The sequence below is a fragment of the Microbacterium phycohabitans genome (genome assembly GCF_032464935.1).
In the GTDB taxonomy this organism is placed as follows: Bacteria; Actinomycetota; Actinomycetes; order Actinomycetales; family Microbacteriaceae; genus Microbacterium; species Microbacterium phycohabitans.
The window spans coordinates 83,119-108,203 of the sequence record NZ_JAWDIT010000004.1; the positions used below are offsets into that span (position 1 = coordinate 83,119).

Annotated in this window: 26 protein-coding genes and 1 tRNA gene; 12 read left to right on the forward strand and 15 right to left on the reverse strand. The window is 72.4% G+C overall.

Features of this window, described 5'->3' with window-relative positions; translation table 11 throughout:
- Positions 1 to 33 precede the first annotated feature (33 nt).
- Positions 34 to 501 carry a hypothetical protein gene (locus tag RWH44_RS11735; RefSeq protein WP_316004710.1) on the reverse strand — a complete coding sequence of 156 codons (468 nt, stop codon included), beginning with the start codon at positions 499 to 501 and terminating at the stop codon, positions 34 to 36.
- 151 nt (positions 502 to 652) lie between these two features.
- Between RWH44_RS11735 and RWH44_RS11740 the strand changes: the two genes are divergently transcribed.
- On the forward strand, positions 653 to 1,645 hold the full coding sequence (locus RWH44_RS11740) for an aldo/keto reductase (RefSeq protein WP_316004711.1): 993 nt from the start codon (positions 653 to 655) through the stop codon (positions 1,643 to 1,645).
- 65 nt (positions 1,646 to 1,710) lie between these two features.
- Here RWH44_RS11740 and RWH44_RS11745 read toward each other — a convergent pair whose 3' ends face one another.
- Complete coding sequence (locus RWH44_RS11745; RefSeq protein WP_298873644.1) at positions 1,711 to 2,163, reverse strand: SRPBCC family protein; 453 nt, start codon at positions 2,161 to 2,163, stop codon at positions 1,711 to 1,713.
- A 239-nt stretch (positions 2,164 to 2,402) separates the two neighbouring features.
- Positions 2,403 to 3,611 carry an NAD(P)/FAD-dependent oxidoreductase gene (locus RWH44_RS11750; RefSeq protein WP_316004712.1) on the reverse strand — a complete coding sequence of 403 codons (1,209 nt, stop codon included), beginning with the start codon at positions 3,609 to 3,611 and terminating at the stop codon, positions 2,403 to 2,405.
- A gap of 206 nt (positions 3,612 to 3,817) precedes the next feature.
- Here RWH44_RS11750 and RWH44_RS11755 point away from each other — a divergent pair, with 206 nt between their 5' ends.
- Positions 3,818 to 4,177, forward strand: a complete 360-nt coding sequence (locus RWH44_RS11755) for a sugar ABC transporter ATPase (RefSeq protein WP_316004713.1) — start codon at positions 3,818 to 3,820, stop codon at positions 4,175 to 4,177.
- 87 nt (positions 4,178 to 4,264) lie between these two features.
- On the opposite strand, the gene RWH44_RS11760 is transcribed toward RWH44_RS11755, so the two are convergent.
- Positions 4,265 to 4,720 carry an Hsp20/alpha crystallin family protein gene (locus tag RWH44_RS11760; protein WP_298873638.1) on the reverse strand — a complete coding sequence of 152 codons (456 nt, stop codon included), beginning with the start codon at positions 4,718 to 4,720 and terminating at the stop codon, positions 4,265 to 4,267.
- Positions 4,721 to 4,965: 245 nt separating this feature from the next.
- On the opposite strand from RWH44_RS11760, the gene RWH44_RS11765 reads away from it, so the two are divergent.
- Entirely contained in the window at positions 4,966 to 5,790 is an 825-nt protein-coding gene (locus tag RWH44_RS11765) for a UbiA family prenyltransferase (RefSeq protein WP_316004959.1), read from the forward strand.
- A 332-nt stretch (positions 5,791 to 6,122) separates the two neighbouring features.
- Here the strand turns inward: RWH44_RS11765 and RWH44_RS11770 are convergent, their stop codons facing one another.
- The 5 genes from RWH44_RS11770 to RWH44_RS11790 form a co-directional block, all read right to left on the reverse strand.
- A complete protein-coding gene (locus RWH44_RS11770; RefSeq protein WP_316004714.1) occupies positions 6,123 to 7,232 on the reverse strand; it encodes an FAD-dependent oxidoreductase in 1,110 nt (369 codons plus the stop codon).
- Positions 7,225 to 7,884 (reverse strand): methyltransferase domain-containing protein, encoded by a 660-nt coding sequence (locus RWH44_RS11775; protein ID WP_437127296.1) that lies wholly within the window; start codon positions 7,882 to 7,884, stop codon positions 7,225 to 7,227. Before RWH44_RS11775 ends, RWH44_RS11770 begins: the two co-directional genes overlap by 8 nt.
- 47 nt (positions 7,885 to 7,931) lie before the next feature.
- The gene (locus RWH44_RS11780; protein WP_316004716.1) at positions 7,932 to 9,026 is read right to left on the reverse strand and encodes a type III polyketide synthase; all 1,095 of its coding nucleotides are present in this window, start codon (positions 9,024 to 9,026) and stop codon (positions 7,932 to 7,934) included.
- A 259-nt stretch (positions 9,027 to 9,285) separates the two neighbouring features.
- Positions 9,286 to 10,482, reverse strand: coding sequence for a glycosyltransferase (locus RWH44_RS11785; RefSeq protein ID WP_316004717.1), 1,197 nt, complete (start codon positions 10,480 to 10,482; stop codon positions 9,286 to 9,288).
- Between the two features lie 173 nt (positions 10,483 to 10,655).
- Positions 10,656 to 10,841, reverse strand: coding sequence for a hypothetical protein (locus RWH44_RS11790; RefSeq protein ID WP_298873629.1), 186 nt, complete (start codon positions 10,839 to 10,841; stop codon positions 10,656 to 10,658).
- A 207-nt stretch (positions 10,842 to 11,048) separates the two neighbouring features.
- Between RWH44_RS11790 and RWH44_RS11795 the strand changes: the two genes are divergently transcribed.
- Positions 11,049 to 11,498 (forward strand): MarR family winged helix-turn-helix transcriptional regulator, encoded by a 450-nt coding sequence (locus RWH44_RS11795; RefSeq protein ID WP_316004718.1) that lies wholly within the window; start codon positions 11,049 to 11,051, stop codon positions 11,496 to 11,498.
- A gap of 133 nt (positions 11,499 to 11,631) precedes the next feature.
- Here the strand turns inward: RWH44_RS11795 and RWH44_RS11800 are convergent, their stop codons facing one another.
- A complete protein-coding gene (locus RWH44_RS11800; RefSeq protein ID WP_298873625.1) occupies positions 11,632 to 11,973 on the reverse strand; it encodes a hypothetical protein in 342 nt (113 codons plus the stop codon).
- A 214-nt stretch (positions 11,974 to 12,187) separates the two neighbouring features.
- On the opposite strand from RWH44_RS11800, the gene RWH44_RS11805 reads away from it, so the two are divergent.
- Both RWH44_RS11805 and RWH44_RS11810 read left to right on the forward strand, forming a co-directional pair.
- Entirely contained in the window at positions 12,188 to 12,331 is a 144-nt protein-coding gene (locus tag RWH44_RS11805; protein WP_316004719.1) for a hypothetical protein, read from the forward strand.
- Positions 12,332 to 12,424: 93 nt separating this feature from the next.
- Positions 12,425 to 13,360 carry an AraC family transcriptional regulator gene (locus RWH44_RS11810; RefSeq protein WP_298873623.1) on the forward strand — a complete coding sequence of 312 codons (936 nt, stop codon included), beginning with the start codon at positions 12,425 to 12,427 and terminating at the stop codon, positions 13,358 to 13,360.
- A gap of 18 nt (positions 13,361 to 13,378) precedes the next feature.
- Here the strand turns inward: RWH44_RS11810 and RWH44_RS11815 are convergent, their stop codons facing one another.
- Complete coding sequence (locus RWH44_RS11815; RefSeq protein ID WP_316004720.1) at positions 13,379 to 14,872, reverse strand: SulP family inorganic anion transporter; 1,494 nt, start codon at positions 14,870 to 14,872, stop codon at positions 13,379 to 13,381.
- 120 nt (positions 14,873 to 14,992) lie between these two features.
- On the opposite strand from RWH44_RS11815, the gene RWH44_RS11820 reads away from it, so the two are divergent.
- Positions 14,993 to 15,364 carry a MerR family transcriptional regulator gene (locus RWH44_RS11820; protein WP_316004721.1) on the forward strand — a complete coding sequence of 124 codons (372 nt, stop codon included), beginning with the start codon at positions 14,993 to 14,995 and terminating at the stop codon, positions 15,362 to 15,364.
- Positions 15,361 to 15,960: a GNAT family N-acetyltransferase gene (locus tag RWH44_RS11825; protein ID WP_316004722.1), complete on the forward strand. Its 600-nt coding sequence runs from the start codon at positions 15,361 to 15,363 to the stop codon at positions 15,958 to 15,960. The genes RWH44_RS11820 and RWH44_RS11825 overlap by 4 nt, the downstream gene beginning before the upstream one ends.
- Positions 15,961 to 15,993: 33 nt before the next feature.
- On the opposite strand, the gene RWH44_RS11830 is transcribed toward RWH44_RS11825, so the two are convergent.
- The gene (locus tag RWH44_RS11830) at positions 15,994 to 16,734 is read right to left on the reverse strand and encodes a FadR/GntR family transcriptional regulator (protein WP_316004723.1); all 741 of its coding nucleotides are present in this window, start codon (positions 16,732 to 16,734) and stop codon (positions 15,994 to 15,996) included.
- A gap of 78 nt (positions 16,735 to 16,812) precedes the next feature.
- On the opposite strand from RWH44_RS11830, the gene RWH44_RS11835 reads away from it, so the two are divergent.
- From RWH44_RS11835 to RWH44_RS11850, 4 genes are all read left to right on the forward strand, one after another.
- Positions 16,813 to 17,703 (forward strand): proline iminopeptidase-family hydrolase, encoded by an 891-nt coding sequence (locus RWH44_RS11835; RefSeq protein ID WP_316004724.1) that lies wholly within the window; start codon positions 16,813 to 16,815, stop codon positions 17,701 to 17,703.
- Between the two features lie 62 nt (positions 17,704 to 17,765).
- Positions 17,766 to 19,190 (forward strand): APC family permease, encoded by a 1,425-nt coding sequence (locus RWH44_RS11840; RefSeq protein ID WP_316004725.1) that lies wholly within the window; start codon positions 17,766 to 17,768, stop codon positions 19,188 to 19,190.
- On the forward strand, positions 19,187 to 20,113 hold the full coding sequence (locus tag RWH44_RS11845) for an acetamidase/formamidase family protein (RefSeq protein WP_298873609.1): 927 nt from the start codon (positions 19,187 to 19,189) through the stop codon (positions 20,111 to 20,113). The genes RWH44_RS11840 and RWH44_RS11845 overlap by 4 nt, the downstream gene beginning before the upstream one ends.
- 164 nt (positions 20,114 to 20,277) lie before the next feature.
- Positions 20,278 to 20,369: transfer RNA gene (locus RWH44_RS11850), tRNA-Ser, on the forward strand.
- Positions 20,370 to 20,414: 45 nt separating this feature from the next.
- On the opposite strand, the gene RWH44_RS11855 is transcribed toward RWH44_RS11850, so the two are convergent.
- The 3 genes from RWH44_RS11855 to RWH44_RS11865 are packed head-to-tail and all read right to left on the reverse strand — an operon-like array spanning position 20,415 to position 24,917.
- A complete protein-coding gene (locus RWH44_RS11855) occupies positions 20,415 to 22,727 on the reverse strand; it encodes a transglutaminase TgpA family protein (RefSeq protein ID WP_316004726.1) in 2,313 nt (770 codons plus the stop codon).
- Entirely contained in the window at positions 22,714 to 23,970 is a 1,257-nt protein-coding gene (locus tag RWH44_RS11860; protein WP_316004727.1) for a DUF58 domain-containing protein, read from the reverse strand. The genes RWH44_RS11855 and RWH44_RS11860 overlap by 14 nt, the downstream gene beginning before the upstream one ends.
- Positions 23,967 to 24,917, reverse strand: a complete 951-nt coding sequence (locus RWH44_RS11865; RefSeq protein WP_316004960.1) for an AAA family ATPase — start codon at positions 24,915 to 24,917, stop codon at positions 23,967 to 23,969. The genes RWH44_RS11860 and RWH44_RS11865 overlap by 4 nt, the downstream gene beginning before the upstream one ends.
- Positions 24,918 to 25,085: the final 168 nt, after the last annotated feature.

The window sequence follows — 25,085 nt, forward strand, 5'->3', positions numbered from 1 at the left end:
GGCTCCGACGACGCAACCTCCCGCGCGCGCGGATCACGCCTCGTCGGGGTCGGGCAGGCCCTGGGCGATCTTGCTGGACGCCGCGGAATCGCGGCCCACGCCCGGCTGGAAGGCGGCGATGGGGTCATCGGCATCCACGTGCGGCTCGCCGCCGTCGTCGGTGCGCGGGGGAGAGGCCGGGGTCCGCGGTTCGTCGTCCTCGGCGGAGCGGCCGTCGTGATCGGCGTTTCCGGTGTCTTCGGTGTGACGCGAGGTCGACCCGCCCTCGCCCGAGCCTCGCTCGGTGAGTCCGTCCGCCGCGCGCGTTCCGACGCCCGGCAGATCGTTCTGGCTCGAGATGTTCTGCAGTCGGGCCTCGTCGTCGGGGTCGATCCGAGCCGTTCCCACAGCGCCGGAGTCGGCTCCCGCCGCACCGGCCGGCACGTCGGCGGCGAGTCCGTCGGACTCGGGGACAAGATCTTCTTCGTCGGCTCCGGGAAGCCGCTCGGCGGGGGTGTCCATGGTGTTCCTTCCGTGGGTGTGTGGCCACGCTATGCGTCGGGCGCGCGAGCGCATCCGGGGTTGCGCTCGCCGGATCCCCGGCATCCGTCGCCGGCCGGCCCCGGTGTCGGAGGGGCTGGATAGGCTCGATGCAGCTTCGAAAGGAACCGCAATGCAGCAGCGTCCCCTCTCCCGTACCGGCCGCGAGGTCTCGGCCATCGGCCTCGGCACCTGGCAGCTCGGCGCCGATTGGGGTGATGTCAGCGAAGACGACGCCCGCGCCGTGCTCGAGGCCTCGGCCGATTCCGGCGTCACCCTCTTCGACACCGCCGACGTCTACGGCGACGGCCGGTCCGAGCAGATCATCGGGGCGTTCCTGAAGAGCCGAGCGGATGCCGGTATCACCGTCGCGACCAAGATGGGTCGCCGCGAAGATCAGGTGCCCGAGAACTACGTGATGGAGAACTTCCGCGGCTGGCTCGACCGCTCGCGGCGACTGCTCGACACCGAGACCCTCGACCTCGTACAGCTGCACTGCCCGCCGTCCGCGGTCATCGACGACGACGCCACGTGGGACTCCCTCGACCAGCTGGTCTCGGAGGGCGTGATCGCCGCCTACGGGGCGTCCGTCGAGACGATGGACCAGGCCCTGTCGGCGCTGCGGCGGCCGAACCTGACCAACCTGCAGATCATCTTCAATCCGTTCCGCCTCAAGCCCCTCGACGAGGTGCTGCCCCTCGCGGCCGAGAAGAACGTCGCGGTCTTCGCACGCGTTCCGCTGGCCAGCGGCCTGCTGTCGGGCAAGTACACGGCCGACACGACCTTCGCCGAGAACGACCATCGCAGCTACAACCGCAACGGCGAGGCCTTCGACAAGGGCGAGACCTTCTCGGGTGTGCCGTTCGACGAGGGCGTCGCCGCGGCCGACGAGCTCAAGGCATCGCTGCCCGAGGGCGTGACCCTGCCGGCGGCGACGCTCGCGTGGATCGCGTCGCGCCCCGGCGTCACGGCGGTCATCCCGGGGGCGCGTTCGGTGCAGCAGGCGGCCTCCAACGCGGCCGCGGGCGACCTGCTCGACGGTGGTTTCGACCTCGAGGCCTTCGACGCGCTGGTGCGCGACGTCTACGACCGTCGTCTGCGCGCGGAGATCCACCCGCAGTGGTGACCTCGTCATGACGAAAGCCGGGCCCGCCTGTGGAGGCGGGCCCGGCTTTCGTGGAGGGGAAGACGTCAGCTGACGTCGCCGCGCCAGGCGCCGGACTCGGCACCGCGCGACTCGATGTACTCCTTGAAGTTGGCGAGGTCCTTCTTCACCGAGTGGTCGTCGGCGCCGAAGACCGCACCGAGCTTCTCGAGGACACCGGTCGGCTCCCAGTCGATCTGCACGGTCACGCGCGTCTCGGCATCCGACAGTCGGTGGAAGGTCACGACACCCGCGTGGTTCTCGTCGCCGCCGACGCTGTTCCACGCGACGCGCTCGTCGGGGTGCTGCTCGGTGATCTCGGCGTCGAACTCGCGCTCGGCTCCGCCGATCTTCACCTTCCAGTGCGTGAGCGTGTCGCTCTTCTGCGTGATGGACTCCACGAAGCTCATGAAGTGCGGGAACTCCTCGAACTGGGTCCACTGGTTGTAGGCGACGCGGACGGGAACGTCGACGTCGATGGTTTCGATGACCTGTGCCATGGTGCATGTCCTCTTTCGTGTGGTTTCCGGGGCTGTCCTCAGTCTTCGCGGGATGCCGACCGCCCGCCCCCGGGGTTGAGGGATCGGCGTTCGTGCCCTATAGGCGCAGAGCGCGTCCATGATTCGATCGCGAGGAGGCTGAGCCTGTCGAAGTCTCCGGTTCAGGTAGCGGTGCCGGTCCCTTCGACGCGCAGGAACCTGGGGCGGGAGGAGGCTGAGCCTGTCGACGTCTCCAGGTCTCAGGCGCGGCCGCGCAGGATCAGGTGCCAGTACACCCACGGCAGCACGCGGCGGTCCGCGATCCACGACAGGCGACGCTCGCGATACAGCGACCGCCAGAACGGGACGCTCGGCTGCAGCCGTCCTCGCCGGTCGAACTCCGCGAACACCACCGTGCCGCGCGAGACCGTGAACGGCACGACACTGTAGCCGTCGTACCGTGCGGACGGAGTGCGGCCGTTCAGCGCCGCCGTCATGTTCTTCACCAACGTCTTCGCCTGCTGTCGGATGGCCCCGCCCGAGCGCCGCGTCGCGACCGTCGCGGCGTCACCGACGGCCCAGATCTCGGGGTGGCGGACGTGCTGCAGGGTCTCGGGGTCGACGTCGACGAACCCGTGCGGATCATCGGATGCCGACAGCCCGCTGCCGGCGATCCACTCCGGCGCCCGCTGCGGCGGAACCGCGTGCAGCACGTCGTACGCGAGCGTCTCGCGGGTGTCGCCGTGGCCGATCTCGAGCGTGCGGGAGCCGGCATCCACGCTCGTGAGTTCGCGCTGGTAGCGCACCTCGATGCCGTACTCGTCGAGCTTGCGCCGCAGTTCGCGATCGATCGCCGGGATGCCGAAGGGCACCGGGTCGGGGCAGACGAACACGACGCGGATGTCATCGCGCACGCCGATCGCGCGCCACCAGTCGCACGCGAGGTACATCGGCTTCTGAGCGGCTGCGCCGCACGAGGCGGGCTCCGGCGGTTGGGTGAACACGACGGTGCCGCGGCGCAGGTCGCGCAGCACGGGCGAGGCTTTCGCGGCGAGGTCGTAGTCGTAGTTCGACACGCCCTCGGGGGCGGCCATGGCCTCGGGCAGGCCGGGGATCTGTTCCCACGCCATGCGCATCCCGGCGCAGACGACGAGCTGGTCGTAGTCGATGCGTCCGCCCGAGACGAGGTGCACGCGCCGGGCCGCGGCATCCACGGTGAACGCCTCGTCGCGCAGCCACCGCACCCCCGGAGGGATGACGTCGGCCTGAGGCCGGATCGCCTCGGACGCGCGCGCGGCCCCTCCGGCGATGTGCGACTGGAGGGGAGCGAACACGTGCTGCTCGCGAGGCTCGATCACGGTGATCTCGCCGACGCGGGCGCGATGCAGCCGCCCCGCGACGGAGAGTCCGGCGTTGCCGCCGCCGATGACGACGACGCGCACGGGGGCGGCGGAGGGAGAAGGGGTCATGTGCCCCACGCTCCGCCGCCGGATGCCGGGATGCCAGCGCCTTGACAGCGACGCGCGGTGGCACAGGGGGGGGCCTCGCACAGCTGCAGCAACACGGGAGCGCACGGCGGCGCCTGTCAAGGGCCCGGGGAGCCCGCGAGGGGCCGCGTTGGATGGAGATCACCGCCGATCCCGGCGGCCACCCGCGTCCGACGGAAGGACCCCTCATGAGCGACGCTTCGATCGACCCGACCCCCGACGCGACCACGCCGGCAGCCGACGCGGGCATTGCGGGTGTGCAGCCCCTTCGCGACGGCGACACGTCCATCGAGCCCGACCCGACGCTCGACCCGGCGCAGGCGGAGTGGGATGCCACGACCGCCCTCGACGAGGGGGCCGACCCCGAGGACATCAACCCGGCGACCGCGACCGGGGGCGACCCGGCGGAGATCCCGGCCGACGACAGCGACATCCCGCTCGATGACATCCACCCGGAGTCGACCGGCACCGATTCGCAGGGCGAGGATCCCGGCGTCGTCGAGCTGGGCGAGGAAGGCCAGGGCGACCTGGCCCCCGAAGACCTCTGAACCCACGCGAGGTGCCCCGGCCGCAGAGGCGGCCGGGGCACCGTGCTGTCAGGACGGCGGGCGATCGCGCCCGCTCGGCCGCGGCTCCTACTGCTCGATCGGCTGCGGAGTGCTCTCGTGCGCCTCGATCACGCCCTCGCCGTCGTCGGTCGAGACGGCGATGCGCCGCGGCTTCGCCTTCTCGCTGACCGGGATCGTGACGCTCAGCACGCCGTTGCGGTAGCTGGCACTGATGCGCTCGGTGTCGATGCCCTGACCCAGGTTGAGCTGCCGGACGAAGGATGCCGTCTCGCGTTCGCGGGTGATCCACTTCACGCCCTCGCCGGAGCCGAGGGTGCGTTCGGCGCGGATCGTCAGCAGCTGCCCGTCGACGTCGATGTCGACCGACCCGGGGTCGACACCGGGCAGGTCGGCCGCGAGCACGTAGTGGTCGCCGTCGCGGTACAGGTCCATCGGCATCCGTCGCGGACCACCGCCGCGGCGGGCGTCGAGGAGCGTCGACGCGAGGCGGTCGAGGTCGCGGAAGGGGTCATAGGTGGCCATGGTCGTTCTCCTTTTCGATCGGTCCGGATGACACATCCGGGTCTGTTGAAGTTGAGTCACCTCCGCTCAACTCGGCAGAAGATTAGCACTCTCCACCCGAGAGTGCCAAGCCTCCTCGACCGAGTGTCCAGACCACGCCGTCCACCCGTCACGGCACACGGCGTGTTGTGGACACTCGACGGATCTTTCACGCGACATGCCGGAGACGCCGCGGGCGTCCCGCGCCGGGTAGCGTCGTGCGCGTGATGGATGCCGCGGCGAAGCCGCCCCTCGTGAAGGCGCTGTGGGGGGCGACCCATCCCGGGCCCACGCTCGTGGTCACGGCCCTGTCTCTCGCGCTGGGCATCGCGGCCGGCGTGGAGCCCGCGCGTCTCGCTCTGCTGGTCATGGCCGTGTTCGCCGGTCAGGTGTCGGTCGGACTCTCCAACGACGCGATCGACGGCGCCCGCGACGCGGCGGTCGGCCGCACCGACAAGCCCATCGCCGGGGGAGCGGTGACCCCGGAGCGCGCGCTCGCGGTGGCCGTGGCATCCCTCGTCGTGGCGATCGTCCTCTCGCTGCCGCTCGGGCCGGGACTGCTCGCCGCCCACGCGATCGCCCTTGCCTCGGCATGGGCCTATAACGCCGGGCTCAAGTCGACGCCGTTCTCGATCACCCCCTTCCTGCTGAGCTTCGGGCTGTTCCCCTCGTTCGCGACGCTCTCGCTGCCCGATCCGGAGCTCGCCGCTCCCTGGGCCTCGCTCGCCGGCGCCGCCCTCGGCGCCGCCGTGCACCTCACCAACGTCGTGCGCGACCTCGACGACGATCGTCGGACGGGCGTGCGGGGCCTGCCGCACCGGCTCGGCGCGCGCGCCTCGGTGGTGCTCGCCGCGGTGGGGATCACGGTCGGCGCCGTCGCGGTGCTCCTCGGGACGGATGCCACCACCGTCGGCACCGTGTTCTTCGTGGCCGTGCTGACCGTCGCGGCCACCGCCGTCGTCGCGGTGATGGTGCGCCCTCCGGGCCGCGCGGTGTTCCAGCTCACGATGCTCGCGGCCCTTCTGCTGGCCGCCCAGCTCGTCGCCACCTGACGCCCCCGCCGTCCGCGGCGTCCTCCCGGCCGCGCCCACTCCGGCCCCGCCCGGTGTGCACAACGGCGGAGCCGACGCCGACACGCCGCGCGAGGCGGCCTCCGCGTCGGCGTGTCGCCCGCGGCTTCCGCCGCTGTGCACACCCCGCGCCATCACCGCCTGGCGTGCTGCCCACCCCGCCCGCTCCGGCCCCGTCCGCTCCGGCCCCGTCCGGTGTGCACAACGGCGGAGTCGGCGCCGACACGCCGCGCGAGGCGGCCTCCGCGTCGGCGTGTCGCCCATCGCGCCCGCGGTTGCGCACGCGCAAGCGCCCCGGCACGCGCCCGGCGCCGTCAGCGCCGCGCGGCCCGGTCGAACCGCATCGCGTACGCCCGCGTGAACGCCGCGCCGCCCGGCCCGCGCAGCACCGTGCGCAGCGCCGTCGTGCGCGCCGCGTGCACGGCCGGGGCGGCCGCGCGACCGAGCATCGTGTTCAGGAAAGCCAGACGCGCCGCATGCCGCGCCGACGCCAGGCGGTCGCGTTCCCACCGGGCGAGGCCCATGTCGTCGCCGTGGCGCACCCAGGGTGCGAGCAGGGGCGCCACCGTGAGCGCATCGAGCAGGCCGAGGTTCATGCCCTGACCGCCGATCGGGCTCACCTCGTGCGCCGCGTCGCCCACGACGACGATCCGTCCGCGCCGCAGCGCCGGGGCCACGGCCCGCCGCACCCCGAACGTCGACGCGCCCGCGATCTCGGCCTCGACCCCGGTGCGGGCGGCGACGGCGTCGCGGAGGAAGCCGTCGGCATCCGTCACCTCGCCCGTGCCCGCCCAGGCGACGAGCCGGCGCCGACCGTCCGGCAGCGGGAACGACTCGACCACCCCGTCGCGCTCGAGGTGCACGCGCGCGATCGGACCCCCGGATGCCACGACGTCGGCCATGACGTACCGGTCGGGGTAGTGGTGCGTGCGCACGGCTCCGGATCGGTAGACCAGGTCGCGCCCCGACCAGCCGGTGGCGACCACGACCACCCCGGCGCGGATCTCGTTCCCGTCGTCGAGCTGTGCGCGGACGCCGTCGCGCTCCTGTCGCAGCGACGTCACGCCCACTCCCCGCCGCACCGGTGGGGCGAGCGCGGTGAGCACCTCGATCGTGTCGGACTGCGGCAGGGCCGCCACGTACGGATGCCGGGCCCGCAGCCGGTCGAAGCGGATCTCGGCCAGGACGCGCCCGTCCGCTCGCGCCTCCCCGCGGGCGATGCGCACCGCGCGTTCGCGGATGCCGTCCGTCGCCCCCGACGCCTCGAGCAGCTCCAGAGCCGGGGAATGGATGCCGATCGCCCGGGTGCCCGCGCCGGGGTCGACGCGTCGCTCGACGACGTCGACGGCGACACCGCGGGCGCGCAGGTCGGCGGCGAGGGCGAGACCCACGGGCCCCGCGCCCACGACGAGGACCTCAGTCACGCGCGCGCCCCCTCGCCGTGGCGAGCACGCGGAACGGTGCCGGGGTCTCGACGACCCAGGGCGTGCCCAGGGCGGCGGCCAGTTCCGCGGCGCGATAGCTGCGGCGGATCGAGCGGAGCCCGTCGACCCGCAGGAACGTGCCGGCCGAGAGCGGAGCGATGCCCACGGCGTAGAGGCCGTAGGCGAGTCGCCCGCGCGCGATGTCGGTGTGCAGCACCGCTCCGCGCGAGAGGGCGAGGCTGTCGTCGGCGAAGGCTGCGAGCGACGCCTCGTCGAGGTGATGCAGCACGTGGTTCGACAGCACGAGGTCGAACCTCTCGCCCGCCTCGATCAGCTCCCGCGATCCCCGCGACACGAAGCGCACGCCGGGGCGCTCCCGCAGCCGTGCGGCCTCGTGCGCGCGGGGGTCGGGATCGGCGCCCACCCACTCCACCTCGAGGCCGTCGCGGCTCGCGAGCTCCGCGAGGCGCGCGACGACGTCGCCACCACCCGAGCCGAGGTCGAGCACGCGCGCGGGTCGCCCGAGCGCGATCAGCTCGGGCCGCACCCGCGTGCGGTACACGTGCCCCCAGGCCGACACGAGGCGGTTCACCACGTCGAACCGGCGGTAGGTGGCGGCCAACGCCCGCGGGTCGCAGTCGGGGTCGTCCATGAGCTCGGTCAGCGCGGTGTCGCGCCGCGCGAGTCCGGTGAACGCGCTCACGCCGACGCGCGGCGCGCGGTGAGGGTCGCGGCCTCCACGGTGAGTCCCGGTCCGAAGGCCATCGCCGCGACGCTGTCCCCGTCCTTCAGAGCGGGGTCGGCGAGCAGGTCGCGCAGGATGAACAGCAGCGTGGCGCTCGACATGTTGCCATGCCGGCGCAGCACCTCCCGCGAGGGCGCCAAGGCCTCGGCATCCAGCCCGAGGGCGCTCTCGACGCGGTCGAGGATGCTCCGCCCGCCCGGATGCACCGCCCACGCGTCGACGTCGGCCAGGTCGCCGAGCACGTCGGCGGCGATCGCGGAGATCTCGCGCCCGATGATGCGCGGCACCTCGGGCGTCAACGTCATCTCGAAGCCCGAGTCGCCGACGGTCCACGCCATGTCCTTCTCGCCGTCGTCGGTCACGTGGGTGGCGAAGCCGTCGAGGTCGAGGCCCTCTCTCGAGGGATCCCCAGATGCCACGACCGCGGCGCCCGCGCCGTCGGCGAACACCGAGGCGGCGACGATCTGATCGGGGTGCGACGAGGTCTGCCAGTGCAGCGAGCACAGCTCGGTGCAGGCCACGAGCACGACCGCGGCGGGGTCGTTCCCGACAATCCGCGCCGCGAGGCGCAGCGCCGGGATCGCCGCCGCGCAGCCGATGAATCCGAGGTGGTACCGCTCGACGGTGGGGGAGAGTCCGAGGTCTCGCACGAGGTGGTAGTCGGGACCGGGGGCGAACATGCCCGTGCACGACACGGTGACGACGTGCGTCACGGCATCCGTGGAGTACCCGGATCCCTCGATCGCCGCGCGCGAGGCCGCCGCGAAGAGTCCCGGCGCGGTGCGGCGGTATTCGTCGTTGCGGGCCCCCGTCGGCGGCATGAGCAGGGTGTCGCCGTCGCGCACGGGGAGGCCGTCGACGGCGGTGCCCGCGAGCTGCGGCAGCACGACGTGACGGGTGTCGATGGCCGCGGCGTCGAACGCGGCCCCGACCAGACGCTGGGCCTTGCGGTCGAAGCCCGGTTGCGCGGCGAACAGGTCGCGCAACGTCGACTGGGTCACGCGGGTGTCGGGCAGCGCCGTGCCGATCGACACGATTCGGGCGGTCATGTCTCACTGTAGACACGCTTCGGCGGCCCCGGCGCGGGGATGGTGCGGGTGTCGCGCGGCATCTAGGGTGCCGGGGGCCGGATCGTGCTCGAGAGGTGGTTGAGCCGTTGAAGCCGCCGATCGCGCGCGTCCCGGTCCCTTCGACGAGCTCAGGGGCCTGGGTGCGGTCGCGATGAGTCGGCCGCAGCCGCCGGTCGCGCGGATGGCCGGGCCTTCGGCGAGCCCCCGACCCGCGTGCCGGAGCGAAGAACCGCCGCCGTCAGGCCGCGATCGCGTCGCGCAGCAGCAGTCCCGCGATCGCACCCCGGTACTCGTCGATCATGCGGCGGCGATCGAGTCGTCCACGCGCCGCGAGGGCGGCTCCGCGCAGCGCCGGACGCAGGGCGAGGGCGTCGCCCCAGGCCTCGGCGATCGCGTCGACGTCGCGCGCGGTGACGAGACCGAAGTCCCTCACCATGCGCGCAGCGTCTCCGACGTCGGTCGTCACGGGCACGGCCCCGGATGCCGCACCCTCGACCAGGCAGAGCGGTGACGCTTCGCCGAAGGCGCTCGTGAGGGCCACGACATCCGCGATGCGGTACAGCTCGGGCATGTCCTCGCGCAGACCCAGCGCGTGGAGGGCGACCTCGTCGCCGACGCCGCAGTCGGCGCGCAGCGCACGGAAGGCGGGGTTGTCGGCCGTCATCCCCGAGCCGCACATGAGGTAGTGCGTGGCCGGCGTGCGGCGCGCGTGCCGGGCGACGGCCCGAAGGAACAGTCCCGGATCCTTCATCGCATCGAAGCGCGCGGCCAGCAGCACCACGGGCGCCGACTCCGGGATGCCGAGAGCCGAGCGGATGCGGCGTCGCTCCGCACGCGTGCCCGGGCGGAAGCGGCGGGTGTCGATGCCGTTGTCGATGACCCGCGCCTCGCGCGCGGCCACTCCGGCCCGCGCGTACGCCTCCGAGGTCGAGGTCGCGCACGAGATGGTGGCCGTCACGGCGCCGGAGGCGGCGGCATCCGTCAGCCACCGCAGAGCGGGCCCGGAGTGGGTCGGGTCGGAGCGGTGCAGGCACGCGGCGATGGGGATGTCGGGCAGAAGGCCCGCACGGTCGAGCGCGACGACGAGGCTGAGCGGCTGCTCCTTGAGGGAGAGCACGACGTCGGCGTCGTCGAAGAGGGCGGCCGCGTGGTCGAGCTCCGCCGCGGTGTAGTCCTCCGGGGCGATCGGGCGGTCGCCGGCGGTGCGGTCGAATGCGTCGATCTGCACACCGGCCGCCCGCAACCGCCGGTAGCGGGTGTCGTCGCGCGCGAGCTGCAGCGATGCGTCGCGGCGGGCCGAGGCGGTGAGCGAGAGCACGCGGTGCTCCTGCGCTCCGTCGCGCGCGAGGCCTTCAACCACGTCGGAGTGCAGGATGCGTGCCCCGCCGGCGAAGAAACCCTCGTAGAGCGAGAGCACACGGATGGATCGCGTCATCGGGGTCTCCGTTCGGCCGGGGAGAGGTGCCGCGGATGCGGTCGTCCCATGCTGAAGGGTCGACCCCGTGGACCGGGTTACGCCCGAAAGACCATCGTGTGAACGCCCGGACACGAGCCGACGCGCCGGCTCCCGGGGGAAGGAGCCGACGCGTCGGGTGAAGGGGCGGTGGATCAGGCGCGGGGCGCGACCACCATCGCCTCACCGGCGTCACGTGTGCGCGACCAGGGCCAGCGCGGCGCCGTGCGCTCGCGCGGTTGGTCGGTCGAGCGCGGCACGATGCCGTTGCCCATGGCGGTCGACATGGCGATGCTCCACACCGAGCCCGCCTGCTGTCCGCTCTGCTGTCCGTAGATCATGGTGTTCTCCTCACTCCCGTCTCCCGACGGGATGCCCCCCCGTCTCACGACGGCGTCTCGACTTCCGTCATAACCCGAGGGCCGTTCGACCACTCCCCGCTTGACAACGGTGACATGATGCGCATCCCGGGCTCCGGTCGGCGAATGACGAGACCCTCCCCGCGGATGCGGACGCGACGAGGGTCGATGTCACTACGATCAGGGCTCGTGCAGTCATCCGAAGCTCCGGCGTCCTCCTTCCCTGGATCGGCACTCGGGCGCGCCCTTCTCGCCTACGGCGAGGCGAGACGGATCGCCGCCGCCGAGGCCCGACGCGCTCTGTCCTTGAACGAGCTCGACGCCCGTGCCCTCCTCTTCATCGCCGACAATCCGGGCGCGCGCCCCACGCACGTGCGCGACCACCTCGGCATCACCTCGGCCGGGGTGACCACCCTCATCGACCGCCTGGTCCAGCGCGGGGCGGTCAGGCGCGATCTCGACGCCGAGGACCGCCGCGTGAACCACATCACGGCCATCGTCGACCTGGACGCTCCGCCGTGGTCTGCGCTGCGGGCGTTCGACGCGGGCATCGAGGATGCCGTCGCCGACATGGATCCGGCCGTCGCCGACCGCGTGGCCCGGGTCATCGACGAGCTCATCGCGCACGCGCAACGCTGACGACCGGCCGCGACACGGGGCGGTCGCAGGTCAGGATGCCGCGCCGCCGTGCGACGTCGTGGCGTGACGCGCATCGCGACGGCGCCTCTCGACGGCCGACACCGGGAGCGGGTGCGACACCGCCCGAGTCGACCTACTCCGTGGCGGCCAGGAACGCCTCGGAGCGAGCCTGGAGGAACGAGCACAGCGCGGCGAGGGTCGCGAGCTCTCCCGCGAGGGCCATCACCCGGCCCGCCGGCAGGGGAGCGGCGTCTTCACGGGGCTCGAAGGTGACCGACCAGTCGGTCGCGCCCTCTTCGGCGCCGGGCGCGACATAGAAGGTCGTCGACACGCTGCGCAGCCGGGCAGCGATCAACCCGGCATCCCCGCCGTCGTCGTTGTCGCGGGGGATGACGCGGAGGATGTCGGCGTCATAGCCGAGGGCACGGAAATCGTCGATCCACGACTGCAGAGTCGTCACGGTGCGGAACGGCATCGGGTCCCCTCGGGTGACTGGGCGCCGAACAGGCACCGCCCCCATTATGGCGGCGGTGGGGGCCGCCGCGGTCGGCGTCGCCTCCTCGGCGTCGCGAGTTCGCGCAGCGACGCTCCGGGAGACTGCTCCGGGGGCGGGAGTGGTCGGTCACCTCTCCCGGGTGCGGCCTGCGGAAAGTCGCCGCGACCGGGGACGAGATCGAGGCGCGCCCGCGATGCTGCGCTTCGCGGCCGTTCGCTCGCGTCCTGAGGCCGACGGCGCCGAAATGCGCATTTTCCGCATCTTGAAAGATACGGTGAAAACGGATGGGGGGTCATCCGCGCCGACCGTCGCGGTCGGAAGCATCATCGCCGATTAGTGCGTCGTGTCGCGTGAGAGCGTTCCCATATCGACGTGTGCCTTTCGGCGCAATGGTCTTGCCGCACATTCTCGGACGATTTAGGAAACCTGCGTGGAGCACACGAACATCGAGACCCGCGACGCCGAGACGGTCGAGCACCTGTGGCAGACCATCGTGCCCGGAGCACGCATCACCCGCGCGGATGCCATTCAGCCGGCGTTGGCGTGGCACGCGGCATCCGAGCCGGGGTTCGGGTTCTGCGACTGGACGATCGGTTCGACGATGCTGGTCGAATCCGACCCTCTCGACCAGGTGGTGGTCGGTCGGATCGCGGGTCCGCGGGTCGTGGGGACCTACCGGCGCGAGCGCATCGACACCGCGGTGCCGTTCATGGTGGTCGACCGTCCGCTGGAGATCGCCTTCACCGGTCGCATCGCGGGCACCGGCGTCTCGTTCGCGCGGACGGAGTTCGACGAGGCGGCGCGGCGCCTGTCGGGTGACGAGGGATTGCGCGTGCGGGCGACGGGCTACGCGCCCGTGAGCGAGCAGCGGCTGCGCTACTGGTCGCGCACCTGGGAGTACACCCGCGACGTGCTGCTGCGCTCGCCCGAGCGCACCCCGCTCATCCAGCAGCAGGCGCGCACGCTCATGCTCGAGGCCTCGCTCATGACGTTCCCCACGACCTTCACCGACGCGCTCGCCGCCGGGCGGCCGTCGCGACCGCTGCCTGCTCCGGTGCGTCGGGCCAAGGCCTACGTCGAGGCGCACGCGGCCGAGCCGGTCGTGCTCGCCGACATCGCAGAGGCGGCGCGCCTGTCGCCGCGCGGCCTGCAGTACGCCTTCCGCGCGGCCACCGGCCGTACGCCGATGCAGTACCTGCGGCGCGTGCGCCTCGACGCCGCGCGGGCCGAACTGCGCAGCGCCGACCCGTCGGTCGAGACGGTGGCGGCGATCGCCGCGCGCTGGGGTTTCTCCAACCTCGGCCGCTTCGCCGCGATGTACCGCGGGGAGTTCGGCGAGACGCCCTCGACGACCCTGCGCTCCTGATCCCGCCGGGCCGCCGCGTCAGTGCCCGGCGCCGAGTCCGCCGCTGAGGCGGTCGTGGAAGCGGGCTGCGGTGTCGTTCATGCCCTCGAGCTCGACGGTCGTGCCGAGGTGGGCGTATTTCGTGCGCACCGCGTCGAGCGCGGCCACGGTCGAGGCGTCCCACACGTGCGAGCGCGAGAGGTCGATGATCACGCGCGCGGGGTCGCGGTGGTACGCGAACTTCGTGGTCAGGTCGTTGCTCGAGGCGAAGAACAGCTCGCCCTCCACGACATAGCGGGCGATGTCGCCGTCTTCCGAGCGGGTGACGCTGGTCAGGCTCGCGACCCGACGGGCGAAGAGCACCGCGGCGGCGACGACGCCCACGGCGACGCCGATCGCGAGATTGTGCGTCCACACCGTGACGGCGACGGTCAGCACCATGACGATCGTCTCGCTCAGCGGCATCCGGCGCAGGGTCGAGGGGCGGATGCTGTGCCAGTCGAACGTGGCGATCGACACGACGATCATCACGGCCACGAGGGCGGCCATGGGGATGATGGCGACGACGTCGCCGAACACCAGCACCAGCATGAGCACGAAGACCCCGGCGAGGAACGTCGAGATGCGGGTGCGCGCCCCGGATGCCTTGACGTTGATCATCGTCTGGCCGATCATCGCGCAGCCGCCCATGCCGCCGAACAGGCCCGACAGCACGTTCGCGGCGCCCTGGCCGAGCGATTCGCGGGTCTTCGACGACGGCGTGTCGGTGATGTCGTCGACGAGGGCCGCGGTCATGAGCGACTCCAGCAGGCCGACGACGGCCATCGCGACGGCGAACGGGAAGATGATGCCGAGCGTGTCGAAGGTGAGGGGCACGTTCGGGATGAGCAGCGCGGGCAGGCTCTCGGGCAGGGCGCCCTGGTCGCCGACGGTGGGAACCGAGATGCCGAAGACCACGGCGGCGCCCGTGAGCAGCACGATGGCCACCAGCGGGGCGGGGATCGCCTTGGTCAGACGCGGCAGCAGGTACATGATCGCCAGGCCCGCCGCGGCGATGGGGTACACCGCCCACGGAACGCCGATCAGCTGGGGCACCTGCGCGATGAAGATCAGGATGGCCAGGGCGTTCACGAATCCGACCATGACGCTGCGGGGGATGTAGCGCATGAGCTTCGCCACTCCCGCAAGGCCCAGGATCACCTGCAGGATGCCGCCGAGGATCACGGTTGCGAGCAGGTAGTCGACGCCGTGTTCGCGGGCGACGGGGGCGATGACCAGCGCGATGGCCCCGGTCGCCGCCGAGATCATGGCGGGGCGCCCGCCGAGGAACGCGATCGCCACGGCCATGACGAACGACGAGAACAGGCCGAGGCGCGGGTCGACCCCGGCGATGATCGAGAAGGCGATGGCCTCGGGGATGAGGGCGATCGCCACGACGAGACCGGCGAGCACCTCGCGGGTGAGCAGGCGCGGGGAGCGCAGGGCCTGTAGGACGGTGGGTTCGGGGCGCGGGCGCGCCAGGACGTCGGTCATATCGATGCTCCTGAGGGGTATCGGAGGGAACCCGCAGCGGCGCGGGGAAGAATAGGGGGGTCGCGATCGCGACCGAGAAGAACTCTACCGTAACGTGAGGTTTGCGGGATCGGGGATGTCATGACCGAGGAGCGTCCGATGCAGATCGGCGAGCTCGCCGAGCGCACGGGGCTGTCGATCCGGACGCTGCGCCACTACGACGAGATCGGCCTGCTGCGTCCGTCGGCCCGGACCGAGGGCGGCTTCCGCCTCTACACGGCCGACGACGAGTCGCGCCTGCTGCTGATCCGACGGATGAAGCCGCTGGGCTACTCGCTCGAGCAGATGGGCGAGCTGCTGACCGTCGTCGACGGCCTCGAGGCCGATCCCGACGATGCCGCGCTGCGCGAACGCTTCGCCGGCATCCGCGACGAGGCGCAGCAGCGCCGGGAAGACCTGCGCCGCAAGGTCGCCGCGGCCGACGAGTTCGTCGCCCAGCTGGAAGCGCGATGACCGCGCACGACATCGCGCTCGAGGGGCACGGCATCCGTCTCTCTCCCGCCGCGGCATCCGACGCCGCCGAGGCGTGGCCCCTCACCGACCCGGAGCTGTGGAGCCGCATGACCTCGCCGTGGCCCGACTCGGTCGACGCCTACGCCGCGCACGTCGAGCGCCAGCTCGCGACTCCCGGCCTGTTCGCGTTCACCGTGCGGGATGCCGAGACCGGCGTCGTTCGCGGATCGACCACGTTCTACGAGTACGTGCCCGCGCAGGGGCGGGTCGAGATCGGGACGACCTGGTACGGACGCGCCTTCCAGGGCGGGCGGACCAACCCCGCCGCCAAGCTCCTGCTGCTCGGTCATGCCTTCGAAACCTGGGGCGTGAACCGCGTGGCGCTGCGCTGCGATGCGCGCAACGAGCGCAGTGCCCGCGCCATCGAGCGGCTCGGCGCGACGCGGGAGGGGCGCCTCCGTCGGCATCGCATCGCCCCCGACGGCTCGGTGTCCGACACGCTGTACTTCTCGATCCTGCGCGAGGAGTGGGGCGGAGTGCGCGAGGGGCTCGAGGCGCGGCTCGCCGCATCCCCGTCGCCGGGCGTCGCCGGCTGACGTCTGCGCGACGGACTCCGTGCCCGGCGGCGGTCAGTCGCGCGCGGCAGCCGCGCGACGGCGGGCGAACTCGCGGGCCTCGGTGAAGAGCTCGAGGTCGATCTGCACGTGACGACGCGCGAGTTCCGCGGCCTCGTCGGGGGCGGCGGTCACGATCGCGTCGACGATCGCGTCGTGCTCCCGCGCCGCGCGGGACTCCATGCGCCGATGGCTCTCGCGATCGCCCCAGGGGTGCGCGGGAGCCGACAGCGAGAGATGGCGCTCGTGCTCGAGGAGGATGTCGCGCAGGGCCGTGTTGTGCGCGGCATCGATGATCGACAGGTGCAGCAGGCTGTCGGCGCGCTGCTTCGGGTCGCCCGACGGTGCCGCGTGAAAGGCCGCGAGGCGGTCGCGCATCGTCGAGATGTCGGCATCCGTGCGTCGTTCGGCGGCGAGACGGGCCAGCGACGAGTGGAGCATCGAGCTGGCGGTGCACGCGTCGACGAGGTCGCTCCAGCGCGCCTCGAACCACCGGTCGACGCCGACGACCACCGAGTCGGGCCAGTGCTCGGCGACGAACGTGCCGCCGCTGCGGCCCCGACGGCGCTCGATGAGCCCGCGCGTGGAGAGGTCGTCGAGGGCGGCGCGCACCGTCGTGCGGCCCACGCCGAGCAGGGGCGAGAGGTCGCGCTCGGCCGGCAGTCGCGTGCCGGGCAGGAACTCGCCCACCGCGACGGCGGTGATGAGGCGCTCGGTCACGCGCTCCACCAGGGAGGCGTCGTCGGTCTCGGCCATGGGCTCCCGTCGTTTCCTCCATGTTAATTCCGCAGAAAAGGTTTGCCAACACACCTTTAAGGGGTCCACGATGACCTCATGCAACGCGAGATCACCGTCCCGTTCCTCGACGGATTCACCTGGGCCCGACTGACCGAACCCGCCGAGCCCTCCGGCGCGGCGCCGCTGTTCGTTCTCCACGGCGGGCCCGGAATGGCCCACGACTACGTGAAGAACCTCGACGCGCTCGCCGAGATCACCGGTCGCACCGTCGTGCACTACGACCAGATCGGGTGCGGACGCAGCTCGCACCACCCCGACGCCCCCGCCGCCCGCTGGGTGCCGCAGCTGTTCGTCGACGAATTCCACACCCTCCGCGAGGCGCTGGGCTTCGACGAATACCACGTGCTCGGACAGTCCTGGGGCGGCATGCTGGGCGCCGAGATCGCGGTGCGACGACCCGCGGGACTCCAGGGACTGATGATCTGCAACTCCCCGGCATCCATGCAGCTGTGGCTCGACGGCGCCGCGCGCCTGCGCGCGGAGCTGCCCGCCGAGAACCGCGAGGCCCTCGATCGCCACGAGGCGGACGGCACCCTCGACCACCCCGACTACATCGAGGCCACGCGCGTGTTCTACGAGCGGCACGTGTGCCGCATCACGCCGATGCCGCAGGACTTCGTCGACAGCGAGGCGCAGATGCTCGCCGACCCGACGGTCTACCACACCATGAACGGACCGAACGAGTTCCACGTCGTCGGCACCGGCCGCGACTGGACGATCATCGACCGCCTCCCGCAGATCGCGGTGCCCACTCTCGTCGTCGCGGGGGAGTTCGACGAGGCCACGCCCGAGACGTGGGCGCCGTTCGTCGAGCAGATCCCCGGCGCGCGCTCCCACGTGTTCGCGGGCGCCAGCCACTGCACGCACCTCGAGATGCCCGACGTGTTCCGCGGCGTGATCGCCGATTTCCTCGCACCCCTTCCCTGACCCGTCCCCCCGAACCCGCTTCACACGCACCCGCCCCACCCGAACCCCGATCAGGAGCCCCGATGTCGAAGACCGCCCCCGAAGCCCAGCAATCGCTGGAATCCTTCGGCTACAAGCAGGAGCTGAAGCGCTCCATGTCCACTCTCGACCTGATCGTCTACGGCCTGGTCTTCATGGTGCCGATCGCCCCGTGGGCGATCTTCGGCGTGGTCTACAACGCCGCGAGCGGAATGGTCCCGCTGGTCTACATCACGGGCGTGGTGGCCATGATCTTCACCGCGCTGGCCTACGCGCAGATGTCGAAGGCCTTCCCGATCGCCGGTTCCGTGTTCTCGTACGTCGGACGCGGCATCCACCCCACCGTCGGCTTCTTCGCGGGATGGGCGATCCTGCTCGACTACCTGCTCGTCCCCACCCTGCTGTACGTCTTCGCGGCGTCGTCGATGGCCGGCATCTTCCCCGACGTGCCGCAGTGGATCTGGGCCGTCGCGTTCGTGATCATCAACACCGTCATCAACGTGCTCGGCATCGGCTCGATCAAGCTCGCGAACCGCGTCATGCTCGGCATCCAGCTCGTCTTCGTGGTCATCTTCGTCGTGATCGCGATGGTCGCCCTCTCCTCCGGCACGATCCCCGGCGCCGAGTTCTCGATCGCCCCGGTGTGGGATGCCGAGAAGGTCAACCCCGCGCTCATCGCCACCGCACTGTCGATCGCGGTGCTGAGCTTCCTCGGCTTCGACGGCATCTCGACGATGGCCGAGGAGTCCACGGGTGACCGCAAGTCGGGCGGCCGCGCCATGATCATCGCGCTGCTCGTGGTCGCCGTGCTCTTCGTCGCGCAGACGTGGTTCGCCAGCGCCCTCGCGGCCGGAACGATCGCGTTCTCGGATGACGACGTCAACAACGCCTTCTTCCTGCTCGTCGCCCAGGCCGCGGGCTCGGGCTGGGCCACGGCGTTCCTCGCCGTCAACGTCGTCGCGGTCGGTATCGCCAACGCCGTCGCCGCTCAGGCCGCGACCTCGCGTCTGCTGTACTCGATGAGCCGTGACCGTCGCCTGCCGGCGTTCTTGTCGAAGGTGAACTCCCGCCAGGTGCCGCTCGCCGCGATCCTCTCCGTCAGCGCGATCTCGCTCGTGCTCGTGCTGTTCTTCGTCGGTCAGATCGCCGTGATCTCGTCGCTGGTGAACTTCGGCGCGCTGCTGGGCTTTCTCCTGCTGCACGTGTCGGTCGCGGTGTACTACCTCGGCAAGAAGAAGTCGAAGAACTACCTGCTGCACCTCGTCGTGCCGGTGATCGGGTTCCTCATCATCGGTTATGTGCTGCTCAACGCCGACATCACCGCCAAGATCGGCGGCATCCTGTGGCTCATCGTCGGCGGTGTCGTCTACGCCATCTTCGCCCGCAGGAACGGCGGCGCGACCGGGCCCTTGCCCGAGCACGCGACCGCGACGGCCGGAGAGGGCGGCGACGAGGTGGCCGCGCGATGACGGCCGACCACGTGCTCGGGGCGGAGCTCGGGCGACCGGGCTTCCGCGCCGACGTCGCGCCCGTGCTGCGGCTGCGGCCCGGCACCGGTGAGACGGTCGCGTTCCACACCGACGACGCCGTCTACCGCGAGCTGCACGAGCACGGCGACCTCGCCGCGCTCACCGCCCCCATCAACCCGGTGACGGGGCCGGTGTACATCGAGGGCGCCGAACCCGGCGACGCCCTCGCCGTACACGTGCACGACATCGTGCTGCCGGACTTCGGATGGTCGCAGAGCCTCCCCGGCGCGGGCGCGCTCTCGCACCGCATGCCCGATCGCGTGGTCAGCCGCCGCGTCCCGATCGACGCCGACGGGGTGCACGTCACCGCGCGCCACGTCGTGCCGGCGCGCCCCATGATCGGCTGCATCGGCACGGCTCCGGCCCGGGGCGAGAACTCGACGGTCATGCCGACCACGGGCCTCGGCGGCAACATGGACCTCACCGACGTGGCCCCCGGCGCCACGGTCTACCTGCCCGTCGAGGTCGAGGGGGCGCTGCTGTCGATCGGCGACATCCACGCCGTGATGGCGCGCGGCGAGTCGTCGTTCGTGGCGATCGAGGCGGCCGGGGTCGCGGTGGTCTCGGTCGATCTCGTGAAGGATGCCGGCTTGCGCGCGCCGCGCGTCGAGACCGCCGACGAGTGGATCTTCGTCGGTCTCGGCGATCCGGTGCAGGAGAGCATCCGCCGCGGCTACGAGGACGTCTTCGACACCCTCGTGGAGGAGCACGGCTGGGATGCCATGGACGCCTACGCGCTCATGAGCGCTGTCGTGCACAGCGAGCTCGGCGGACCCACGGGGTCGGAGGCCCCCGACCCCCTGCACCCGTTCCGCGCGATCGGGGCGGTGACGTTGCACCGCCTGCCCAAGAGCGTGCTCTGAGGCGGGGCGGGCGTCCGGGGCGCTCGCCGGCCGGGGGTGTGCCGCCATCGGGTCGCCCGCGCGGTCCGAGCCCCCGGGCGGGTGCCCGCTCCCGACGTCTGTTCCCCCCGACCGGACCGGCCGGTGACTCAGGCGGGCTCGGCGGCCGTGTAAGCTTTCCTGTTGGAAGTGTGTCCGAGCGGCCTAAGGAGCATGGCTGGAATCCATGTAGGCGGGGTAACTCGCCTCGCAGGTTCAAATCCTGTCACTTCCGCCACACGAAGAGCGTCATCCTCGATCCGAGGGTGGCGCTCTTCGGCGTTCAGCCCACGCTCTCGCGCTCGCGCTCGGCGTCCACGGCACCCGGACGCACGACGAGCGAGCGGGGCAGCACGCGCGCGAGCACGCGGCGGACCGGGGTCGCCCTCGCGAGCAGACCCGCCCGGATGCGGTCGACGGCCGCGGCCAGCGTCGGTCCCTGCTCGGCATCGGGCGCATCGCCGGCGTAGCTGACGCGCTCGAGGGCTTCGCGCAGCAGATCGGCATCGTCGGCGGCGACGCCGTGCTCCGCGGTGAGACGCGCGGCGAAGGCACGGGGCGATTCGGCGCCGGGCGCCGGGATGCCGAGATCCACCGCATCCTCCCGCAGAGCGGTCCAGGCGGCGACGGCGTCACCCGCGCGGGCTGCGGCCAGGCGGCGACGGCGCCACACGACCCGCAGCAGCGACGGCACGAGGGCTGCCGCCAGCAGGGCCAGGAGCACGATCCCGACGGGCACCCATGCGGCACCCTGGCGTCCGCTCGTCGCCGCGCTCCCTGCATCCACGGCACCCACGTCGCCGCGGTCGGCCGCCGAGGGCGCCGTCGAGGGCTGGGCGTCGGGGGCGGCGGCATCCTGTTCGGGGGTGGAGGGGGTCGCACCGCCGTTCGACGTCGATCCCGACGCGAAGTTCGTCGGCACGCCGAGGCTGTTGGTCGGCTCGAAGGGCACCCAGCCGATGCCCTGGAAGTAGACCTCGGGCCACGCGTGCAGCTGGCTCGAGGTCACCGTGTACTCGGTGCCGCCCTGCTGGGGGATGCTGGAGGCCGTTCCCGGCAGGTATCCGACGACGATGCGCGAGGGCATGCCGAGCGAGCGCGCCATCACCGCGAATGCGGAGGCGTAGTGCACGCAATATCCGGCGCGCACCTGCAGGAAGTCGGCGACGGCGTCGAGTCCCGCGCCGTCGAAGCCCGCGTCGACCGGTGCGTCGAGGGAGTAGCGGAACTCGCTGCTGCGGAACCAGGTCTGCATCGCGAGCAGGGCGTCGTACGGGGTGGAGGTGCCGGCCGTCACCTCGCGGGCCGTGTCGCCGATGATCGAGGGCACGTCGGCGGGCAGGGCGCTGACGTCGGCGCCCAGGCCGGGGTCGCCCACCGAGCGGCTGCGGATCTGCTCGAGCGTCGGTCGCGGCACGCTCGCCTGCACCTCGTACTGCTGGTCGCGCGTGGACCCGGCCCGCGTGACGACCGTGCGGTTCTGCGGCATCCCGAGCCACTCGCCGTCGAGGCCGGTCACGCTCGAGGCGGGGTAGGGCACGGGCAGCCAGGGACTGTCGAGGGCGTCGACGGTGACGTCGGTGGTCCAGTCGGCGCGCGCGATGTCGGCGTCGGTCTCGACCGGACTGAAGACCGCCCCGTCGCCGGGAACGGGCACGGTGTCGGCGCTGTCGGGAGACCACACGGCGCCGTCGAAGCGCGACAGCGTGACCGCGCGCAGGTAGGGAGCGGTCGGGGCCGTCGTGCGCACGGTGAGCACGTCGACCTCGCGCGGCTGGCGCAGGTCGTTGCCGAGCTCGAGGTTGGGGTTGATCGTCGTGCCCGTGCCGCCCGACCCGCCGGTGGCGAAGCGCAGGCCGGGCTGGGGGAGGAGGGGAGTGGCGACCACGGCGACGATGACGGCGACCACGGCGACCGCGACCGCCGTCGCCGAGACCCCCAGCCGCCCGGGCGTGCGAGCGGTCGGGCGACGTGGCACCGTCCCGGCGGCGCGGGCACGCGTGTCGATGCGGAGCAGGAAGAGCAGCGAGGCGGCCAGCAGGACGAAGCCGGCGACGTCGACGTCGGAGGGGATCGCGATCGTGGGGATGAGCGACACCGCGACCAGGCCGACGCCGGCCAGCAGCGGCATGCGCGCCGTGAGCACCACGTGGTCGAGCACGAGGGCGAGGGCTGCGACCGCGGCGACGAGCAGGAAGCTCAGCCCCACCTCGGGCGGCACGGGGGCCACGCCCAGGCGGATCTCCTCGGACGCTTCCGAGAGCAGCCCCGGCACGGTCGCGAAGGTCGCCGGAGTCGGGATGACGCCGAGCAGGGCGGTCGATCGACCGAACAGCAGGGTGAGCCCCACGATCCAGACCGCCGCCTCGACGATGCTGGCGACGATGGCGGGGAGCTGGGCGAGCCGCACCAGCAGCCCTGCCGCGAGCACCGCGGCGGTGAGCGCCGCCGCGCCGGCCACCCACGGACCGGGGGCGATCACCGAGAACGCCGGCAGGAGCGCCGCGATGATCGCGACGAACAGCCCGGCTGTCAGCAGAGCGGCGTCGCGTCGGCGGCGCGCGGTGCGCAGCTGCGTCACGTCAGCGGCCGACACGGGCGTACCCCTGTTCGATCGCGTCGTCCCACGCCGCCGCCACATCGCCGCCGGGCAGCACCTGCGCCGCGCGCCATCCGCCCGCCCGCAGCCGCTCGAGCTCGGCGCGTTCGGCCACCACCAGCAGCACCGGCAGGGCGGAGCGCTGGGCCACGGCGCCGAGACCCGCGCGGTCGTCGGCGTCCAACGCCCCGGTGACCACGATCACGGGACCGGTCAGGGCCGCGGCGGTCGCCGGGACGACCCGTCGCGCGGCATCGTCCGGGCGCGCGCGCAGGCTCGCGAAGCCCGCCGCGGTCGCGCGGGCGTCCACGTCGTCACCGCCCTCCACGGGGTCGGCGAGCAGGTGTCCGTCGCTGTCGACCACGTCGACCGTGTACCCCTCGTGCACCAGGCGCGCGACCGCGGAGACGCACGCCGAGACGGCCGTCTCGAACGCGGCGTCGCCGCCCGGCGCGTGGGCGGCCTGGGGAGACCACCGCGACAGGGCGCGGTCGAGCACGACCGTGGCCGCCGGGCTCGACTCCTGCTCCTCCTGACGCACCATGAGCGTGTCGCGGTGCGCGGTCGCCCGCCAGTGGATGCGACGCATCGAGTCGCCCGGCGCGTAGGGGCGGGCGACGAGGTTGTCGGCGCCCTGGCCGATCTGCAGCGTCGTGGTCTGACGTGACCCGCCGGCCTCGCCCGATGCCCCGGGCAGCGCCGCGAGATCGTGCACCGTGGGCGCCACGGTCACCGGCGTCGTACGGCCGAGGGCGATGCGTCGGCGCACCAGTCCGAAGGGGTCGGTCGTGGTGACCTCGAACGGTCCGACGGCGTGCACGCCCCGAGCGGCCCCCGTCACCTCGTAGCGCACCTCGATCGTCGACGCCGAGCCGCTCAGGCTCGACGAGATCGTGGGCGACGCCCCCTCGGCCGCACCCGACAGGCCGGAGGGGAGTGCGTCGCGCCAGCGGCCCGGAGCGGTCGGCAGGGCGCTGTGGATGCCGGCGCGCACCGTCACGGTCGCGGAGCCCCCGACCTCGGGCACCTCGGGCGAGACGACGCGCGCGACCGCACCCGATCCGCGGGTCAGCAGCAGCGCGATCGCCGACGCGGCTAGCAGCGCAACCAGGAGCGTCGCGAAGTACAGCAGTTCCGGGATGCCGGCGCGTTGGGCGATCACGAAGGCCGCCACGGCGAGCAGCAGTGCCCCCGTGCCGCGCACCGTGAACGGCCAGAACCGCCTCGCCCGGGCCCTCACGGTCGCGAGGCGAGGGGCACGCGCACGCTCGCGGCGATCCGCTCGAGAGCGTCGGCCACGACCGCCGCCCCCGCCTTGCCCCCGGCCGCCGACCGGTTGGCGATCAGGCGGTGGGCGAAGACGGGCGCCAGCAGGGCCGTGATGTCGTCGGGGATGACGTACGACCGGCCGTCGAGTGCCGCCCGCACCTTGGCGGCCCGCACGAGCTGCAGGGTCGCCCGGGGGCTCGCACCGAGCCGGATGTCGGGGTGGCTGCGCGTCGCCTGCGCGAGCGCCACGACGTACTCCTCGAGGGCCGGGGCGACGTGCACGCCGCGCGCCCACGCGATCATCGCGGTCACCTGGCGGGCCGAGACGACGGGGGTGAGCCCGTCGAGCGGGTTGACCGCGTCGCGCTGACGGAGCATGAGCGCCTCGGCCGCGGCATCCGGGTATCCCATCGAGATGCGCAGCAGGAAACGGTCGCGCTGCGCCTCGGGCAGGGCGTACGTCCCCTCCATCTCGTAGGGGTTCTGCGTGGCGACCACGAGGAAGGGCGAGGGCAGCACGTGCGTGCGCCCGTCGACCGTCACCTGGCGCTCCTCCATCGCCTCGAGCAGCGAGGACTGCGTCTTGGGGGAGGAGCGGTTGATCTCGTCGGCGATGACGATGTGGGCGAACACCGCACCGGGGGTGAACTCGAACTGCCGCTGCACGGGGTTGAACACCGACACGCCCGTGATGTCACCGGGAAGCAGGTCGGGGGTGAACTGGATGCGGCGCACGTCGGCGTCGATCGTGGCCGCGAGGGCCCGCGCCAGCATGGTCTTGCCGACCCCGGGCACGTCTTCGATCAGCAGATGACCCTCCGCGAGCAGGGCGATGAGCGCACTCTGCACGGCCTCCGGCTTGCCGTCGATCACGCGGGAGACGGATGCCAGGATTCCCCCGGTCAGACGGGCGAACATCTCCGCATCCAGAGGGGCGTCGGTCGGGGGTCGGGGTGTGGTGTCGGGGCGGCGGAGTCGTGATGCCGCCTCGGGCGTGACCGTCTCGTCCATGGCATCCCTTGTGTCGCGGGGTGGAGGCGCGTCGTCGCCGCCGTGACCTGATCGTAACCCGCGTCGCGGGGGCGA

Bases quoted from the DNA above. Each gene is read 5' to 3' on its own strand.
- RWH44_RS11790 (WP_298873629.1), bottom strand. From the start codon at position 10,841: ATGATCTACGGACAGCAGAGCGGACAGCAGGCGGGCTCGGTGTGGAGC.
- RWH44_RS11745 (WP_298873644.1), bottom strand. From the start codon at position 2,163: ATGGCACAGGTCATCGAAACCATCGACGTCGACGTTCCCGTCCGCGTC.
- RWH44_RS11815 (WP_316004720.1), bottom strand. From the start codon at position 14,872: ATGACCGACGTCCTGGCGCGCCCGCGCCCCGAACCCACCGTCCTACAG.
- RWH44_RS11825 (WP_316004722.1), top strand. From the start codon at position 15,361: ATGACCGCGCACGACATCGCGCTCGAGGGGCACGGCATCCGTCTCTCT.
- RWH44_RS11845 (WP_298873609.1), top strand. From the start codon at position 19,187: ATGACGGCCGACCACGTGCTCGGGGCGGAGCTCGGGCGACCGGGCTTC.
- RWH44_RS11835 (WP_316004724.1), top strand. From the start codon at position 16,813: ATGCAACGCGAGATCACCGTCCCGTTCCTCGACGGATTCACCTGGGCC.
- RWH44_RS11780 (WP_316004716.1), bottom strand. From the start codon at position 9,026: ATGACCGCCCGAATCGTGTCGATCGGCACGGCGCTGCCCGACACCCGC.
- RWH44_RS11755 (WP_316004713.1), top strand. From the start codon at position 3,818: ATGAGCGACGCTTCGATCGACCCGACCCCCGACGCGACCACGCCGGCA.
- RWH44_RS11820 (WP_316004721.1), top strand. From the start codon at position 14,993: ATGACCGAGGAGCGTCCGATGCAGATCGGCGAGCTCGCCGAGCGCACG.
- RWH44_RS11760 (WP_298873638.1), bottom strand. From the start codon at position 4,720: ATGGCCACCTATGACCCCTTCCGCGACCTCGACCGCCTCGCGTCGACG.
- RWH44_RS11775 (WP_437127296.1), bottom strand. From the start codon at position 7,884: ATGGACGACCCCGACTGCGACCCGCGGGCGTTGGCCGCCACCTACCGC.
- RWH44_RS11750 (WP_316004712.1), bottom strand. From the start codon at position 3,611: ATGACCCCTTCTCCCTCCGCCGCCCCCGTGCGCGTCGTCGTCATCGGC.
- RWH44_RS11830 (WP_316004723.1), bottom strand. From the start codon at position 16,734: ATGGCCGAGACCGACGACGCCTCCCTGGTGGAGCGCGTGACCGAGCGC.
- RWH44_RS11865 (WP_316004960.1), bottom strand. From the start codon at position 24,917: ATGTTCGCCCGTCTGACCGGGGGAATCCTGGCATCCGTCTCCCGCGTG.
- RWH44_RS11785 (WP_316004717.1), bottom strand. From the start codon at position 10,482: ATGACGCGATCCATCCGTGTGCTCTCGCTCTACGAGGGTTTCTTCGCC.
- RWH44_RS11740 (WP_316004711.1), top strand. From the start codon at position 653: ATGCAGCAGCGTCCCCTCTCCCGTACCGGCCGCGAGGTCTCGGCCATC.
- RWH44_RS11840 (WP_316004725.1), top strand. From the start codon at position 17,766: ATGTCGAAGACCGCCCCCGAAGCCCAGCAATCGCTGGAATCCTTCGGC.
- RWH44_RS11735 (WP_316004710.1), bottom strand. From the start codon at position 501: ATGGACACCCCCGCCGAGCGGCTTCCCGGAGCCGACGAAGAAGATCTT.
- RWH44_RS11800 (WP_298873625.1), bottom strand. From the start codon at position 11,973: ATGCCGTTCCGCACCGTGACGACTCTGCAGTCGTGGATCGACGATTTC.
- RWH44_RS11765 (WP_316004959.1), top strand. From the start codon at position 4,966: ATGGATGCCGCGGCGAAGCCGCCCCTCGTGAAGGCGCTGTGGGGGGCG.
- RWH44_RS11805 (WP_316004719.1), top strand. From the start codon at position 12,188: ATGCTGCGCTTCGCGGCCGTTCGCTCGCGTCCTGAGGCCGACGGCGCC.